13 protein-coding genes are annotated in these 15095 nt (G+C 71.7%); 8 read left to right on the top strand and 5 right to left on the bottom strand.

What is annotated here, in order from left to right; all coding sequences use genetic code 11:
* Positions 1-33: 33 nt before the first annotated feature.
* Positions 34-1674: an ABC-F family ATP-binding cassette domain-containing protein gene (locus tag ACFY1J_RS16690; protein ID WP_390731398.1), complete on the top strand. Its 1641-nt coding sequence runs from the start codon at positions 34-36 to the stop codon at positions 1672-1674.
* A gap of 163 nt (positions 1675-1837) precedes the next feature.
* Here ACFY1J_RS16690 and ACFY1J_RS16685 read toward each other — a convergent pair whose 3' ends face one another.
* Positions 1838-4252: a Tex family protein gene (locus ACFY1J_RS16685; protein ID WP_390705536.1), complete on the bottom strand. Its 2415-nt coding sequence runs from the start codon at positions 4250-4252 to the stop codon at positions 1838-1840.
* Between the two features lie 159 nt (positions 4253-4411).
* Between ACFY1J_RS16685 and ACFY1J_RS16680 the strand changes: the two genes are divergently transcribed.
* Both ACFY1J_RS16680 and ACFY1J_RS16675 read left to right on the top strand, forming a co-directional pair.
* Entirely contained in the window at positions 4412-5371 is a 960-nt protein-coding gene (locus ACFY1J_RS16680) for a GlxA family transcriptional regulator (RefSeq protein WP_390731397.1), read from the top strand.
* 64 nt (positions 5372-5435) lie between these two features.
* Positions 5436-6071 carry a DJ-1/PfpI family protein gene (locus tag ACFY1J_RS16675; RefSeq protein ID WP_390731396.1) on the top strand — a complete coding sequence of 212 codons (636 nt, stop codon included), beginning with the start codon at positions 5436-5438 and terminating at the stop codon, positions 6069-6071.
* Here ACFY1J_RS16675 and ACFY1J_RS16670 read toward each other — a convergent pair.
* Positions 6058-6813 (bottom strand): enoyl-CoA hydratase/isomerase family protein, encoded by a 756-nt coding sequence (locus tag ACFY1J_RS16670; protein WP_390705539.1) that lies wholly within the window; start codon positions 6811-6813, stop codon positions 6058-6060. The genes ACFY1J_RS16675 and ACFY1J_RS16670 overlap by 14 nt on opposite strands.
* A 246-nt stretch (positions 6814-7059) precedes the next feature.
* Here ACFY1J_RS16670 and ACFY1J_RS16665 point away from each other — a divergent pair, with 246 nt between their 5' ends.
* Positions 7060-7554, top strand: coding sequence for an ATP-binding protein (locus ACFY1J_RS16665; RefSeq protein ID WP_390705540.1), 495 nt, complete (start codon positions 7060-7062; stop codon positions 7552-7554).
* 6 nt (positions 7555-7560) lie between these two features.
* Here the strand turns inward: ACFY1J_RS16665 and idi are convergent, their stop codons facing one another.
* From idi to galE, 3 genes are all read right to left on the bottom strand, one after another.
* On the bottom strand, positions 7561-8154 hold the full coding sequence (gene idi, locus ACFY1J_RS16660; protein ID WP_363298599.1) for an isopentenyl-diphosphate Delta-isomerase: 594 nt from the start codon (positions 8152-8154) through the stop codon (positions 7561-7563).
* 213 nt (positions 8155-8367) lie between these two features.
* A complete protein-coding gene (locus ACFY1J_RS16655) occupies positions 8368-9309 on the bottom strand; it encodes a cation diffusion facilitator family transporter (RefSeq protein ID WP_390731395.1) in 942 nt (313 codons plus the stop codon).
* Positions 9310-9443: 134 nt separating this feature from the next.
* Positions 9444-10415: a UDP-glucose 4-epimerase GalE gene (gene galE, locus ACFY1J_RS16650; protein WP_390705542.1), complete on the bottom strand. Its 972-nt coding sequence runs from the start codon at positions 10413-10415 to the stop codon at positions 9444-9446.
* 295 nt (positions 10416-10710) lie between these two features.
* Between galE and ACFY1J_RS16645 the strand changes: the two genes are divergently transcribed.
* Genes ACFY1J_RS16645 through ACFY1J_RS16630 form a run of 4 tightly spaced genes read left to right on the top strand, consistent with a single transcriptional unit; the run spans position 10711 to position 15092 of the window.
* Entirely contained in the window at positions 10711-12528 is a 1818-nt protein-coding gene (locus tag ACFY1J_RS16645) for a DUF5941 domain-containing protein (RefSeq protein ID WP_390731394.1), read from the top strand.
* Entirely contained in the window at positions 12525-13286 is a 762-nt protein-coding gene (locus ACFY1J_RS16640) for a sugar phosphate nucleotidyltransferase (protein ID WP_390705544.1), read from the top strand. The genes ACFY1J_RS16645 and ACFY1J_RS16640 overlap by 4 nt, the downstream gene beginning before the upstream one ends.
* The gene (locus tag ACFY1J_RS16635; RefSeq protein ID WP_390705545.1) at positions 13274-14335 is read left to right on the top strand and encodes an iron-containing alcohol dehydrogenase family protein; all 1062 of its coding nucleotides are present in this window, start codon (positions 13274-13276) and stop codon (positions 14333-14335) included. Before ACFY1J_RS16640 ends, ACFY1J_RS16635 begins: the two co-directional genes overlap by 13 nt.
* Positions 14313-15092, top strand: a complete 780-nt coding sequence (locus tag ACFY1J_RS16630) for a CDP-alcohol phosphatidyltransferase family protein (RefSeq protein ID WP_390705546.1) — start codon at positions 14313-14315, stop codon at positions 15090-15092. Before ACFY1J_RS16635 ends, ACFY1J_RS16630 begins: the two co-directional genes overlap by 23 nt.
* Positions 15093-15095 lie beyond the last annotated feature (3 nt).

Below are 15095 nucleotides of genomic sequence, written 5' to 3'. Positions count from 1 at the left end.
GCGCGGCGTGCGGCCATTAGGATCGGCGGTCTGATGACTGCCACCCTCGTCGCCAAGAATCTCGCCGCCGGCCACGGCGACCGCTCGCTCTTCTCCGGGCTCGACCTCGTCGTCGCGCCCGGTGACGTGATCGGGCTGGTCGGCGCCAACGGCGCGGGCAAGTCCACGCTCCTGAGGCTGCTCGCCGGGCTGCTCGCGCCCGAGCACGGCGAACTGCGCCTGTCCCCGCCCACCGCGACCGTCGGCCATCTGCCCCAGGAGCCGGAACGACGGCCCGGCGAGACCGTACGGGAGTTCCTCGCCCGCCGCACCGGCGTCGCCGAGGCCCAGCGGGTGATGGACGAGGCGACACAGGCCCTGGTCGACGGCGCGCCCGGTGCCGACGACGCCTACGCCACCAGCCTGGAGCGATGGCTGGATCTCGGCGGCGCCGACCTGGAGGAGCGCGCGGAGGAAATCGCCGACTCGCTGGGCCTGGCCGTGGACCTGGACCAGCCGATGACGTCCCTGTCCGGCGGCCAGGCGGCCCGCGCCGGCCTCGCCTCGCTCCTGCTCTCCCGCTACGACGTCTTCCTGCTCGACGAGCCCACCAACGACCTCGACCTGGACGGCCTGGAGCGCCTCGAACGCTTTGTGACCGGCCTGCGCGCCGGGACCGTCGTCGTCAGCCACGACCGCGAGTTCCTCACCCGCACCGTCACCAAGGTCCTCGAACTCGACCTCGCCCAGGGACAGATCAACCTCTACGGCGGCGGCTACGAGGCCTACCTGGAGGAGCGCGAGGTGGCCCGCCGGCACGCCCGCGACGACTACGAGGAGTACGCCGACAAGAAGGCCGCCCTGCAGGACCGCGCGCAGATGCAGCGCTCCTGGATGGACAAGGGCGTGAAGAACGCCCGGCGCAAGGCGGGCAACGACAACGACAAGCTCGGCCGCAAGTTCCGCAGCGAGGCCAGCGAGAAGCAGGCCGCGAAGGCCCGCCAGACCCAGCGGATGATCGAACGCCTCGATGTGGTCGAGGAGCCGCGCAAGGAGTGGGAGCTGCGCATGGAGATCGCGACCGCGCCGCGCTCCGGCGCGGTGGTCGCGACCCTGCGGGACGCGGAGATACGGCGCGGGGACTTCACCTTCGGCCCGGTCTCGCTGCAGCTCGACTGGGCGGACCGGGTCGCGGTGACCGGCGCCAACGGCGCGGGCAAGTCGACGCTGCTGGGCGCGCTGCTCGGCCGCGTCCCGCTGGACGCCGGGCACGCCTCCCTCGGCTCGGGCGTCCTGGTCGGCGAGGTCGACCAGGCCCGCAAGGTGTTCCACGGCCCGGAGGCACTGCTGGACGCCTTCTGCGCGGCCGTCCCGGACACCGAGCCGGTCGAGGTCCGCACCCTGCTCGCCAAGTTCGGCCTGAAGTCGGACCATGTGTTGCGCCCGGCGGCCACCCTCTCCCCGGGCGAGCGCACCCGCGCCGCCCTGGCGCTCCTCCAGGGCCGGGGCGTCAATCTGCTCGTCCTCGACGAGCCGACCAACCACCTCGACCTGCCCGCCATCGAACAGCTGGAGTCCGCCCTCGACTCCTACCAGGGCACGCTGCTCCTGGTCACCCACGACCGCCGGATGCTGGACGCGGTCCGCGTGACCCGCCGACTGGAGGTGGCGGCGGGCAAGCTCACCGAGCGCTGACCGGCGCCCTCGCGCCGCACCGGGGACCGGGCCGGCCGGCCCCCGTGGCGATCGCAAGATCACTGTCCACGGGTTTCACCCGACGGCACTGATGAGACCGCGCGGGCCCCGGCGATCCCTCGCCTTCCCGCACGCGCGGGAAGGCGGGGCGGGCTCCGGTGTCTCAGCCGCGGCGGCCGCTCTTCGGGTCGAGCAGGCCCGCGCGGCGCAGCGCGTCCGCCATCGCGCTGTTGGCGGGCGGCGGGGGAGCCTGGCGCCCGCCCCGGTCTCCGCCGCGGCCCTGGCCTGCGCGCTGCTGCCCCTGCCGCTGCTGGCCCTGGCGCTGCTGTCCCTGCCGCTGCTGGGGTGGCCGTCCGCCGCCGCCGCGCTGCTGGCGCTCCTGCGGCGCCGCCTCGTCGTCGAGGCGCAGCGTCAGCGAGATCCGCTTGCGCGGGATGTCCACGTCGAGGACCTTCACCTTGACGATGTCACCGGGCTTCACCACGTCACGCGGGTCCTTGACGAACGTCTTCGACATCGCGGAGACATGCACGAGGCCGTCCTGGTGGACACCGACGTCCACGAACGCCCCGAACGCGGCCACGTTCGTGACGACGCCCTCCAGCACCATCCCAAAGGACAGGTCGGAGATCTTCTCCACACCCTCCTTGAAGGTCGCCGTCTTGAACGCCGGACGCGGGTCACGGCCCGGCTTCTCCAGCTCCTTCAGGATGTCGGTGACGGTCGGCAGACCGAAGGTGTCGTCCACGAACGCAGACGGCTTCAGCGAGCGCAGCACCCCCGTGTTGCCGATGAGGGCGGCCACCTCCTGGCCGGAGGTCTTCACCATGCGCCGTACGACCGGGTACGCCTCCGGGTGCACGCTGGACGCGTCCAGCGGGTCGTCGCCGCCACGGATCCGCAGGAAGCCCGCGCACTGCTCATACGCCTTCGGGCCCAGCCGTGCCACGCTCTTCAGCTGCGACCGCGAGGTGAACGGGCCGTTGGCGTCCCGGTGGGACACGATGTTCTCCGCGAGCCCGGAGGTGATGCCGGAGACCCGGGCGAGCAGCGGCGCGGAGGCGGTGTTCACGTCCACGCCCACGCCGTTCACACAGTCCTCCACCACCGCGTCCAGCGAGCGCGACAGCTTCACCTCGGACAGGTCGTGCTGGTACTGGCCGACACCGATCGACTTCGGGTCGATCTTCACCAGCTCGGCCAGCGGGTCCTGCAGCCGGCGCGCGATGGAGACCGCGCCGCGCAGCGACACGTCCATGTCCGGCAGCTCCTGCGAGGCGAACGCCGACGCCGAGTACACGGAGGCGCCCGCCTCGGACACCATCACCTTGGTGAGCTTCAACTCGGGGTGCCTGGCGATCAGTTCGCCGGCGAGCTTGTCGGTCTCCCGGGACGCGGTGCCGTTGCCGATCGCGATCAGCTCGACCGTGTGCTCCTTCGCCAGCCGGGCCAGCTTCGCCAGGGCCTCGTCCCACTTGTTGGCCGGGACGTGCGGGTGGATGACGTCGGTGGCGACGACCTTGCCGGTCGCGTCGACCACGGCCACCTTCACGCCCGTACGGAAGCCCGGGTCCAGGCCCAGCGTCGCGCGCGTGCCGGCCGGGGCGGCGAGCAGCAGGTCACGGAGGTTGGCGGCGAAGACGTCGACCGCCTCGTCCTCGGCGGCCGTGCGCAGCCGCAGCCGCAGATCGATGCCCAGGTGGACGAGGATGCGGGTGCGCCAGGCCCAGCGGACCGTGTCCGTCAGCCACTTGTCGGCGGGGCGGCCGCGGTCGGCGATGGCGAACTTCGACGCGACGATTCCCTCGTACGACGACGGGCCCTCCGTCGGCTCCTCCGGCTCCAGGACGAGATCCAGGACCTCCTCCTTCTCGCCACGCAGCATCGCGAGGATCCGGTGCGAGGGCAGTTCGGTGAACGGCTCGGCGAAGTCGAAGTAGTCGGCGAACTTGGCGCCCGCCTCCTCCTTGCCGTCGCGCACCTTCGCGGCCAGGCGCCCGCGCACCCACATGCGCTCGCGCAACTCGCCGATCAGGTCGGCGTCCTCGGAGAACCGCTCGGTGAGGATCGCCCGCGCGCCGTCCAGGGCGGCCTGCGGATCGGCGACGCCCTTGTCGGCGTCCACGAAGGCGGCGGCCGCGGCGAGCGGCTCGACCGTCGGGTCCTTGAGCAGGCCCTCGGCCAGCGGCTCCAGGCCCGCCTCGCGCGCGATCTGGGCCTTCGTCCGGCGCTTCGGCTTGTACGGCAGGTAGATGTCCTCCAGGCGCGCCTTGGTCTCGGCACCCCGGATCCGCGCCTCCAGCTCCTCGGTGAGCTTGCCCTGCTCGCGCACCGACTCCAGGATCGCGGTCCGCCGCTCCTCCAGCTCCCGCAGATAGCGCAGCCGCTCCTCGAGGGTGCGCAGCTGCGCGTCGTCGAGCATCTCGGTCGCTTCCTTGCGGTAGCGGGCGATGAAGGGCACCGTCGAACCGCCGTCGAGCAGTTCCACGGCAGCCTTGACCTGCCGCTCCCGTACGCCGAGCTCTTCGGCGATCCTGCCTTCGATGGACCCTGCTGCGAGGGACCCGGGTGTCGTCACGATGCCGTACCGCCTTCTCCACTGAGGTTGCGCGGCAATTGTGGCAGGTGGCACCGACAACCGGGGATCAGGGCGCTCCCACGTGGCGGGTTGTTCATGGCAGAAAAGGTGGGGTACCCGTCATTGCGGCTGTCCGCCGGCCCGCCAAGAATCGAAACCATGGCGCAACGAACCGTTCTCGTCGTCCTCTTCGACGGCGTCCAGAGCCTCGACGTCACCGGCCCCCTGGAGGTCTTCGCGGGCGCCGAGAGCCACATCCCGGGCAGCTACCGCATCCGTACGGCCTCCCTGGACGGGGCCCCCGTATGCACTTCCAGCGCGCTCACCCTCGTACCGGACCAGTCACTGGCGGACGCGTCCGAGCCGCACACGCTGCTCGTCCCCGGAGGGCAGGGCACCCGCCACCCCGATCCGCGGCTGACCGACTGGCTGCGCCGGCACGGGCCGGGTGCCGAGCGGCTGGTCTCCGTGTGCACCGGGGCGATCCTGCTCGCCGCGGCCGGTCTGCTGGACGGCCGCCGCGCCACGACCCACTGGGCGTACTGCGGCAAGCTCGCCCGGGACCACCCCGCCGTCGAGGTCGACCCCGACCCCATCTACGTACGCGACGGACACGTGGCCACGTCGGCCGGTGTCACCTCCGGGATAGACCTCGCCCTCGCGCTGGTCGAGGAGGACCTGGGCCGGGACGTCGCGCTCTGCATCGCCCGCCACCTCGTGGTCTTCCTGCGCAGGCCCGGGAACCAGGCCCAGTTCAGCGCCCAGCTCGCCGCGCAGACCGCACGGCGCGAGCCGCTGCGCGAGGTCCAGCAGTGGATCAGCGAGCACCCGGACGGCGATCTGAGCGTCGAGTCGCTCGCCGCCCGCGCCCGGCTCTCGCCCCGCCACTTCGCCCGCGCCTTCCAGGCGGAGACCGGCGTCACCCCCGGCCGCTACGTCGACCGGATCCGTCTGGAGCACGCCCGCCGGCTCCTGGAGGACACCGCCGACGGCGTCGAGGAGATCTCCCGCGCCAGCGGCTACGGCACGCCCGAGGCCATGCGGCGCGCGTTCGTCAAGGCACTGGGGACCGCACCGGCCGAGTACCGCCGTCGGTTCCGCACCGCGCCCGCCCACTGAACTGCCGACCGAACCCGCCCACTGGACTCGTCCACCGAACCCGTCCGCCGAAAGGGAACTCGCGATGCACATCGCCTGCGTCGTCTACGACCGCTTCACCGCCCTCGACGTCGTGGGGCCCTACGAGGTCCTCGCCCGCCTCCCGGACGTCCGCCTCGACTTCGTCGCCGAGCGGCCCGGCCCCGTGCGCACCGAGACGGGATTCCTCGCCGTCGCCGCGGACAAGGCCCTGGACGAGGTGCCGCACCCCGACCTCGTCGTGGTCGCCGGCGGCCCCGGCACCTTTGCCCAGCTGGAGAACGAGGATCTGCTGGAGTGGCTGCGCGGCGCCGACGCCACGAGCACCTGGACCACCTCCGTGTGCTCCGGCTCGCTGCTGCTGGCCGCCGCCGGACTGCTCAAGGGCCGCCGGGCCACCAGCCACTGGGTCGCGCTCGACCTGCTGAAGGAGTACGGCGCCCTGCCGACCGGGGAACGGGTCGTCACCGACGGCAAGTACGTCACCGCGGCCGGTGTCTCCTCCGGCATCGACATGGGCCTCACGCTGGTCGGCCGGATCGCGGGCGACGAGCACGCCCAGGCCGTGCAACTGCTGACCGAGTACGACCCGCAGCCGCCCTACGACGCCGGGTCCCCGGGCAAGGCGCCCGCGCATCTCGTCGAGGAGTTCCGTACGAACAGCCGGTTCACTCTGGTGTAGGCACGGTCCAGGTGAAGTGCGGCCGGCGGCGCTCCAGGAAGGCGGCGACCCCCTCCGCGGTGTCGCCGCTGCCGCGCGCCTGCTCCGTCCAGTGCGCGTCCCGGTCGGCGCGCCCGTTCGCGAACTCCTTCGCCGCGGCCTGCGTCAGCTGCGAGCGCGAGACCAGGACCCGGGCGAACTCGGCGACCCGCTTGCCGAGTTCGCCCTCCGTCAGCAGCTCGTCGATCAGACCCGTGCGCAGGGCCCGCTCCGCGTCGATCAACTCGCCGGAGAAGAGAAGGTACTTGGCGGCGGCCGGGCCCACCAGCGAGACCAGTCGGCGGGTGGAGGACGCCGGATAGACGATGCCGAGCTTCGCCGGGGTCACCCCGAACAGCGCCCCCTCCTCGGCGAACCGCAGATCGCAGGCCGCCGCGAGCTGCGACCCGCCGCCCACGCAGTGACCGCGGATCGCCGCCAGGGTCGGCTTGGGGAACGCCGCCAGGGCCTCCTCCGCCGCCACGGCGAGCCGCTGCGCCTCCTCCGGCGAGCCCCGCAGCGTCGAGATGTCGGCTCCGGCGCAGAAGGTCGCGCCCTCACCGGTGAGCACCAGCGCCCGCACGGCGGGATCGGCGGCCAGCGCGTCGAGCAGCGGGGGCAGGGACCGCCACATCGCGGCCGTCATGGCGTTGCGCTTGGCCGGGTGGTGGACGACGACGGTGGCGACCGAGTCGGCGACCGAGTGCAGCAGCTGGGACTCCATGCGGGGATGCTATCCGCCGCTGCCCTGGCATGATCTCCGGGGGAACCCGTCAAACCCGTACAACCCGAATAGTTCGCGAAGGCGGCGCGACCGGGACAGGAGCAGTCCCACAACTGACCTTGTCATACGCCAACGGTCAGAACCGCTCGATACCAGCTGACTTCCTGTCAGACCTGTGGGGTGGAGCGGGTCGTTATCAACACTCGATGTGTGGTGACAATCGAGCGCGAGGGTGGCGACCGGACGATGGAAAACCACGGGCGCGGGTACGACCCGCGCCCACACGGAGGCGACCAGAGGGCGCCGGATCCGCTGCCGTACGAAGGGGTGTGGCGGTTCACCGCCGCCGCAGTCGACGCCTCGGTCCCGCAGGCGCGACACGCCGTGCGGGACCTGCTGCTGCGCCAGGGCGTCCCGGTCTCTGACGACCTGGTCCACGGGCTGTTGCTGATCGTCTCCGAACTGGTCACCAACGCGGTGAAGCACGCGGCGCTGCTGTCGCCGATGCTCGCCGTGGAGGTGGCCGTCGGTGCCGAGTGGGTGCGCGTGTCGGTGGAGGACAACCATCCCTACCGCCCGACCGCCCTGGAGGCCGATCACGGTCAGACCGGCGGCCGGGGACTGCTCCTGGTCCGCGAGGTGGCCCAGGAGGCGGGCGGGGTGATCGACGTGGAGCACACGGCGAGCGGCGGCAAGGTGATCTGGGCCGCCCTGCCACTCAAACCGGTCAGGCTGGTGTGAGTCTCCTCACCAGCCCGCGGACGGGCCCGTCAGCTCCTTGACCGCCGGACGGGCCGCGTCCAGAACGGTCATGAACCAGGAGGAGAAGGTGTCCTTCGCGTGCCGCTCCGCCAGCTCGGCGGGGGTCACGAAGGCGGTCTGCGCCACCTCCTGGGGATCCGGCCCGAGCGGGGCCTGCACCATGCCGACGAACAGGTGGTTGTACTCCTGCTCGACCAGGCCCGAGGCCGGGTCGGGGTGGTTGTAGCGGACCGTGCCCGCCTCGGCCAGCAGCGACGGCGAGACGCCGAGTTCCTCGTACGTCCGCCGGGCCGCCGCCGCGAAGGGCGCCTCGCCCGGGTAGGGGTGGCCGCAGCAGGTGTTGGACCACACACCGGGGGAGTGGTACTTGCCGAGAGCCCGCTGCTGGAGCAGCAGCCGTCCGCGCTCGTCGAAGAGGAACACCGAGAACGCGCGGTGCAGCTGTCCCGGCGGCTGATGTGCCGCGAGCTTCTCCGCGGTGCCGATCGTCACACCCTTCTCGTCGACCAGTTCCAGCAAAATCTCGTCCGCGGTGCCGTTCGACGAGCTGTGCGTCGCGGTGGCAGGTGTGATCGGCATACCCATCCTTCGCCTCGGTCTTGGCACCCCAAGTCTGCCGTACGAATCCGGCACTACCGGCACTTCCCGGCACGGGCCACGCCGGAAGAGGGACCCGGTAGATGATCGTGCCCGGCAGGTGTGGCCGGGAACCGTCCACTGGCCTCGAACACGGGGACGCGGGCGCGCTCCGGACCGCTGCGTTCCGGCCGTGACGCCTTCAGCGGGGTGCCGTCAGAGGCACAGCCGTGCCTCGTGCTCCGCGTGCCCGCCCGGCTCCAGCTGGAAGGTGCAGTGCTCCACGTCGAAGTGGTGGCCCAGACAGCCCTGCAGCTCGTGCAGCATCTTCTCGTGGCCTATGGCGCTCAGCACGTCCGAGCGCACGACCACATGCGCGGACAGCACCGGCAGACCGGAGGTGATGGTCCAGGCGTGCAGGTCGTGTACGTCCTCCACACCGTCCAGCGCCAGGATGTGGGCCCGCACCTCCGCCATGTCGACGTCCTTGGGAGCGGCCTCCAGCAGCACGTCGAGGGTCTCGCGCAGCAGCTTCACCGTGCGCGGGACGATCATCAGGCCGATGACCAGCGAGGCGATCGGGTCGGCCGCCTGCCAGCCCGTGGCCAGGATCACCGCCGCCGAGACGATCACCGCGAGCGAGCCGAGCGCGTCCGCGGCCACCTCCAGGAACGCGCCGCGCACGTTCAGGCTGTCCTGCTGGCCCTTCATCAGCAGCGTGAGCGAGATCACGTTCGCGACCAGGCCGATCGCACCGAACGTGAGCATCAGCTGACCCTGGGTCTCGGCGGGTGTGAAGAACCGCTGGATCGCCTCGTACAGGACGTAACCGCCGACGCCGAGCAGCAGCAGACAGTTGGCGAGGGCGGCGAGGATCTCGGCGCGCGCGAGGCCGAAGGTGCGGTTGGTGCTCGGCGGGCGGTTGGCGAAGTGGATGGCGAGCAGGGCCATGCCCAGGCCCAGCGCGTCCGTGGCCATGTGCGCCGCGTCCGCGATGAGCGCGAGCGAATCGGCGAGCACACCACCGGCGATCTCGATCAGCATGACGGCGAGCGTGATCGACAGAGCGACGCGCAGCCTGCCGCGGTAGGCCGCGGCCGCCGTACCGGTGGGGGGCGCGTGCGTGTGCCCGTGCCCGTGATCGTGACCGGCCCCCATGGAATCCGCCCTCCTGTGTGTCGCCCGGGATCACAGTGAACTACGGGTGGGGGGTATCGGGCAACGCGGCACTGAACACCGTTGTCATGTGCCCTGACCTGCGGAAACGAACCGCAGGTCAGGGCATTGCCGGCTCACTTGCCGTGGTGCAGCTGCCAGCCCTGCCATGCCGATTCCACCATCTCGCGCACCCCGCGCCTCGCCCGCCAGCCCAGTTCCTCGGCGGCAAGCGCGGCCGAGGCGACCGCGCGCGGCGCGTCCCCGGGGCGGCGGCCCTCGACGACGGGCGTTCGCCCCTCGCCGGTGACCTCGCCGATGACCGTGATCAGTTCGCGGACCGAAACGCCCTCGCCGCGGCCGATGTTCACCGTCAGATCCCCGGTCGCGGTGCCCCCGGTGAGCCGGCGGGCCGCCGCGAGATGGGCCTCGGCGAGGTCCGCGACATGGATGTAGTCGCGGATGCAGGTGCCGTCCGGCGTCGGATAGTCGTCACCGAAGATCCGCGGGGCCTCGCTTCGGGTGAGCCGGTCGAAGACCATCGGCACGATGTTGAACACGCCCGTGTCGGCCAGCAGCGGCGCGGCCGCGCCCGCCACGTTGAAGTAGCGCAGACAGACGGTCGCCATGCCGTGCGCCTGCCCCGCCGCCCGCACGAGCCATTCGCCGGCCAGTTTCGTCTCGCCGTACGGGTTCACCGGGGCACACGGGGTGTCCTCCGTGATGAGGTCCACATCCGGGTTCCCGTACACGGCCGCCGACGAGGAGAAGAGGAACCGCTCGATCCCGGCCCCGGCGGCCGCCTCCAGCAGCGTGGCGAGGCCGCCGACGTTCTCCCGGTAGTAGCGAGTGGGCTGCGCCACCGACTCGGCGACCTGCTTGCGCGCCGCGAGATGCACCACACCCGTCACCCCGTGCTCGACGAAGACCTGCTTGAGCAGGTCCGTGTCCATCGTGGAGCCCGTGATGAGCGGGATCTCGTCCGGGAGCCGCTCGGGCACCCCGGCCGACAGATCGTCCAGGGCCACGACACGCTCCCCGGCCTCCGTCATGGCCCGCGCCACATGCGCCCCGATGTATCCGGCCCCGCCGGTGATCAGCCAAGTCATGGTCATCCACCCTATGCCGAGGCCGCACGGGCGACGCACGATGTCCCGGATGCCCGGAACGGGGCCGGGCGCGCCGGGCACGGTTTGTGGGGCGGGCCCCCGATCCCCGATGATGATCGCGGCAAAGGCCGGTGGAGGCCGCGTCGACCGGCCCGTGAACGGGTGGTGAACACAGGCTTCCGGTCATCGGATAGCCTCTGCCGACATGCCGCCCGGGTGTCACGGACAAGCGGCCCATCCAACACGCACGCAGACGACCGGCGCGGACGCGCCGGCACCCAGGGAGTGAGTTCGGTTGCCGACCGCCATCGTCACCGGTCAGCCGGTCCCCGGATCGTCGCTCGAAAGCGATCTGCGGTCCCTCGGCTTCGACGTGCGGGTGGCCTTCGACGCCTCGGACACCGAGGCGCTCCTCGCCGCCGTCCCGGCCGACCGGCGGGTGGCCGTCGTCGACGCCCGCTTCGTGGGCCATCCGCACGCGCTGCGCCTCGGCCTCACCGACCCCCGCTTCCCGCTCGCCGCGATCCCGGGCGCCGTGACCGCCCAGCCGGCCGGCCGCCAGGCCCTGACCCGTGCGGTTGCGCGGGAGACCTCGGCGGGCGGCGCGGGCGCGCTCGCCGTGGACAGCGTCGCCGACGGCATCGTCACCGCCCTCGACGCCGACGGCGCGGACGTGCACCGCCCCGAGCTCGGCAGCCTGGTCGCCGCCGTCCCCACCGACCCGCAGGCCCGCAACGAGGCACGCCAGGCCGTGGACGCCGTCGACGACGAGGCCGTACGCCTGAAGTCGGCCGTGAAGTCCCGCGACGGCTTCTTCACCACGTTCTTCATCAGCCCGTACTCGCGCTACATCGCCCGCTGGTGCGCCCGCCGGGGTCTGACCCCCAACCAGGTCACCACCGCCTCGCTGCTCACCGCCCTGATCGCGGCGGGCTGCGCGGCCACCGGCACCCGTGTGGGATTCGTCGCCGCGGGCATCCTGCTGATCTGCTCGTTCGTCCTGGACTGCACCGACGGCCAGCTCGCCCGTTACTCGCTTCAGTACTCGACGCTCGGCGCCTGGCTGGACGCCACCTTCGACCGCGCCAAGGAATACGCCTACTACGCGGGCCTCGCGCTCGGCGCGGCCCGTGGCGGCGACGACGTCTGGGCCCTCGCCCTGGGCGCCATGATCCTGCAGACCTGCCGGCACGTCGTGGACTTCTCCTTCAACGAGGCCAACCACGACGCCACCGCCAACACCAGCCCCACCGCCGCCCTCTCCGACAAGCTCGACAGCGTCGGCTGGACGGTCTGGGTGCGCCGGATGATAGTCCTGCCCATCGGCGAACGATGGGCGATGATAGCCATCCTCACGGCGGCCACGACCCCGCGGATCACCTTCTACGCGCTGCTGGTCGGCTGCGCCCTCGCGGCGACGTACACCACGGCGGGGCGGGTACTGCGGTCGCTGACCCGCAAGGCGCGGCGGACGGGCCGGGCGGCGCAGGCGCTGGCGGACCTGGCCGACTCGGGCGCTCTCGCGGACGGCCTCGTACGTCTCTTCAAGAAGGGGCTGCCCGGCAAGAAGGGGCTGCCCGGCCTCGCCGTGCCCGCCGTCGCCCTCCTGGGCGCAGCCGCCGTCGTGGCCGCGTCCGCACTGACCGACTTCGGCGGACCGCTGCCCGTGATCGCGGCCGCCGTCTACGCCCTGACCTCGGCCCTTGCCGTCGCCCGCCCGCTCAAGGGCGCCCTCGACTGGCTGGTCCCGCCGTTCTTCCGGGCCGCCGAATACGGCACCGTGCTCGCCCTCGCGGCCAAAGCGGAGGTGAACGGAGCCCTTCCTGCGGCTTTCGGCCTGGTGGCCGCCGTCGCCTACCATCACTACGACACGGTGTACCGCATCCGCGGCAACGCCGGAGCGCCGCCGGCCTGGCTGGTGCGCGCCATCGGGGGGCAGGAGGGTCGGACGCTGCTCGTCACCGTGCTGGCAGCGCTGCTCACCGCCGCGCAGTTCAAGGTCGCGCTCACGGTCCTGGCCGTGGCCGTCGCCCTCGTGGTGCTCGTCGAGAGCATCCGCTTCTGGGTGTCCGCAGGGGCGCCCGCCGTACACGACGAAGGAGAAACCGCATGATCGGCCTCGTGCTGGCGGCGGGCGCCGGACGGCGTCTTCGCCCCTACACCGACAGCCTTCCCAAGGCATTGGTGCCGGTACGTTCCGCTGAGCCGACGGGCATAGAGGACGGCATCACCGTGCTCGACCTCACGCTCGGCAACTTCGCCGAGGTCGGTCTGACCGAGGTCGCGATCATCGTCGGCTACCGCAAGGAGGCCGTGTACGAGCGCAAGGCGGCTCTTGAGGCGAAGTACGGCCTCAAGCTGACCCTCATCGACAACGACAAGGCCGAGGAGTGGAACAACGCCTACTCCCTGTGGTGCGGGCGCGATGCCCTCAAGGACGGTGTGATCCTCGCCAACGGCGACACCGTGCACCCGGTCTCCGTCGAGAAGACCCTGCTCGCCGCCCGCGGCGAGGGCAAGAAGATCATCCTCGCCCTGGACACGGTGAAGAGCCTGGCCGACGAGGAGATGAAGGTCGTCGTCGACCCCGACAAGGGCATGACGAGGATCACCAAGCTGATGGACCCCGCCGAGGCTTCCGGCGAGTACATCGGCGTCACCCTGATCGAGGGCGACGCGGCCCCCGAACTGGCCGACGCGCTCAAGGCCGTGTGGGAGACCGACCCGCAGCAGTTCTACGAGCACGGCTACCAGGAGCTCGTGAACCGCGGCTTCAGGATCGACACGGCGCCCATCGGCGAGGTCCAGTGGGTCGAGATCGACAACCACGACGACCTCGCCAGGGGACGGGAGATCGCGTGCCAGTACTGACGAGGCTCATTCCCTCGCCGCTCGTCGTGGACATCCGCCCGGGTGCCCTCGACGACCTGGCCGGTGTGCTCGCCGACGAGCGCATCTCGCACTCCGGCCGGCTCGCCGTCGCCGTCAGCGGCGGCTCGGGCGCCCGGCTGCGCGAGCGCATCGCGCCGTCGCTGCCCGGCGCCAGCTGGTACGAGGTGGGCGGCGGCACCCTCGACGACGCCGTGCGGCTGGCCGGCGACATCAAGGCCGGCCATTACGACGCGGTCGTCGGACTCGGCGGCGGCAAGATCATCGACTGCGCCAAGTTCGCCGCGGCCCGGGTCGGCCTGCCCCTGGTCGCTGTGCCGACGAACCTCGCGCACGACGGTCTGTGCTCGCCGGTCGCCACCCTCGACAACGACGCGGGGCGCGGCTCCTACGGCGTGCCGAACCCGATCGCGGTCGTCATCGACCTGGATGTGATCCGCGAGGCACCGGCGCGCTTCGTACGGGCCGGTATCGGCGACGCGATCTCCAACATCAACTCGATCGCGGACTGGGAGCTGTCCAACCGCGTCAACGGCGAGAAGATCGACGGCCTCGCCGCCGCCATGGCCCGCCAGGCCGGCGAGGCGGTGCTGCGGCACCCCGGCGGCATCGGGGACAACGACTTCCTCCAGGTGCTCGCCGAGGCGCTGGTCCTCACCGGCATCGCGATGTCGATCTCGGGCGACTCCCGGCCCGCCTCGGGTTCCTGCCACGAGATCAACCACGCCTTCGACCTGCTCTACCCCAAGCGCGCCGCCAGCCACGGCGAGCAGTGCGGGCTCGGCGCGGCCTTCGCGATGTATCTGCGCGGGGCCCACGAGGAGTCGGTGCACACGGCCCAGGTGCTGCGCCGGCACGGGCTTCCGGTGCTGCCGGAGGAGATCGGCTTCACCGTGGACGAGTTCGTCCGCGTCGTGGAGTTCGCTCCGGAGACCCGGCCCGGCCGCTACACGATCCTCGAACACCTCGACCTCAAGACCCACCAGATCAAGGACTTCTACGCCGACTATGTCAAGGCCATCGGTAGCTGAACTCCGCACGGTCGTCCATCCCCCGGGGGTGAAGGACCGGCGCAGCGGTGAGCACTGGATGGGACGCCTCTATATGCGCGAGGTGTCCCTGCGGGTCGACCGCTGCCTGGTGAACACCAGGGTCACGCCCAACCAGCTCACGTACCTGATGACCGTCTGCGGTGTGCTCGCGGCCCCGGCCCTGCTGGTGCCGGGGATCGCGGGCGCCGTGCTCGGCGTGGTCATGGTCCAGCTGTATCTGCTGCTGGACTGCGTCGACGGCGAGATCGCGCGCTGGAAGAAGCAGTACTCGCTCGGCGGGGTCTATCTGGACCGGGTCGGCGCCTATCTGACCGACGCGGCGGTCCTGGTCGGCCTCGGCCTGCGCGCCGCCGACCTGTGGGGCTCCGGGCGGATCGACTGGCTGTGGGCCTTCCTCGGCACCCTGGCCGCCCTCGGGGCGATCCTGGTCAAGGCGGAGACCGACCTGGTCGGTGTCGCCCGGCACCAGGGCGGCCTGCCGCCGGTCAAGGAGGCCGCGTCCGAGCCCCGCTCCTCCGGCATGGCGCTGGCCCGCCGTGCCGCCGCGGCGCTCAAGTTCCACCGGCTGATCCTCGGGATCGAGGCGTCCTTGCTGATCCTGGTCCTCGCGATCGCGGACCAGATCAGGGGCGACCTGTTCTTCACCCGGCTCGGCACCGCCGTACTCGCCGGGATCGCGCTGGTGCAGACCGTGCTGCACCTGGTGTCCGTCCTGGCGTCGAGCAGGCTGCGGTGAGTG

This window comes from Streptomyces sp. NPDC001406 (assembly GCF_042895285.1).
GTDB lineage: Bacteria > Actinomycetota > Actinomycetes > Streptomycetales > Streptomycetaceae > Streptomyces.
Note: the sequence above shows the minus strand (reverse complement) of the source record. Positions and strands in the feature narration are given on the sequence as shown.

Excerpts from the sequence above, each read along its gene's own strand:
- ACFY1J_RS16690 (WP_390731398.1), top strand. The coding sequence starts at position 34 with ATGACTGCCACCCTCGTCGCCAAGAATCTCGCCGCCGGCCACGGCGAC.
- ACFY1J_RS16680 (WP_390731397.1), top strand. The coding sequence starts at position 4,412 with ATGGCGCAACGAACCGTTCTCGTCGTCCTCTTCGACGGCGTCCAGAGC.
- ACFY1J_RS16675 (WP_390731396.1), top strand. The coding sequence starts at position 5,436 with ATGCACATCGCCTGCGTCGTCTACGACCGCTTCACCGCCCTCGACGTC.
- ACFY1J_RS16670 (WP_390705539.1), bottom strand. The coding sequence starts at position 6,813 with ATGGAGTCCCAGCTGCTGCACTCGGTCGCCGACTCGGTCGCCACCGTC.
- ACFY1J_RS16665 (WP_390705540.1), top strand. The coding sequence starts at position 7,060 with ATGGAAAACCACGGGCGCGGGTACGACCCGCGCCCACACGGAGGCGAC.
- idi (WP_363298599.1), bottom strand. The coding sequence starts at position 8,154 with ATGCCGATCACACCTGCCACCGCGACGCACAGCTCGTCGAACGGCACC.
- ACFY1J_RS16655 (WP_390731395.1), bottom strand. The coding sequence starts at position 9,309 with ATGGGGGCCGGTCACGATCACGGGCACGGGCACACGCACGCGCCCCCC.
- galE (WP_390705542.1), bottom strand. The coding sequence starts at position 10,415 with ATGACTTGGCTGATCACCGGCGGGGCCGGATACATCGGGGCGCATGTG.
- ACFY1J_RS16640 (WP_390705544.1), top strand. The coding sequence starts at position 12,525 with ATGATCGGCCTCGTGCTGGCGGCGGGCGCCGGACGGCGTCTTCGCCCC.
- ACFY1J_RS16630 (WP_390705546.1), top strand. The coding sequence starts at position 14,313 with ATGTCAAGGCCATCGGTAGCTGAACTCCGCACGGTCGTCCATCCCCCG.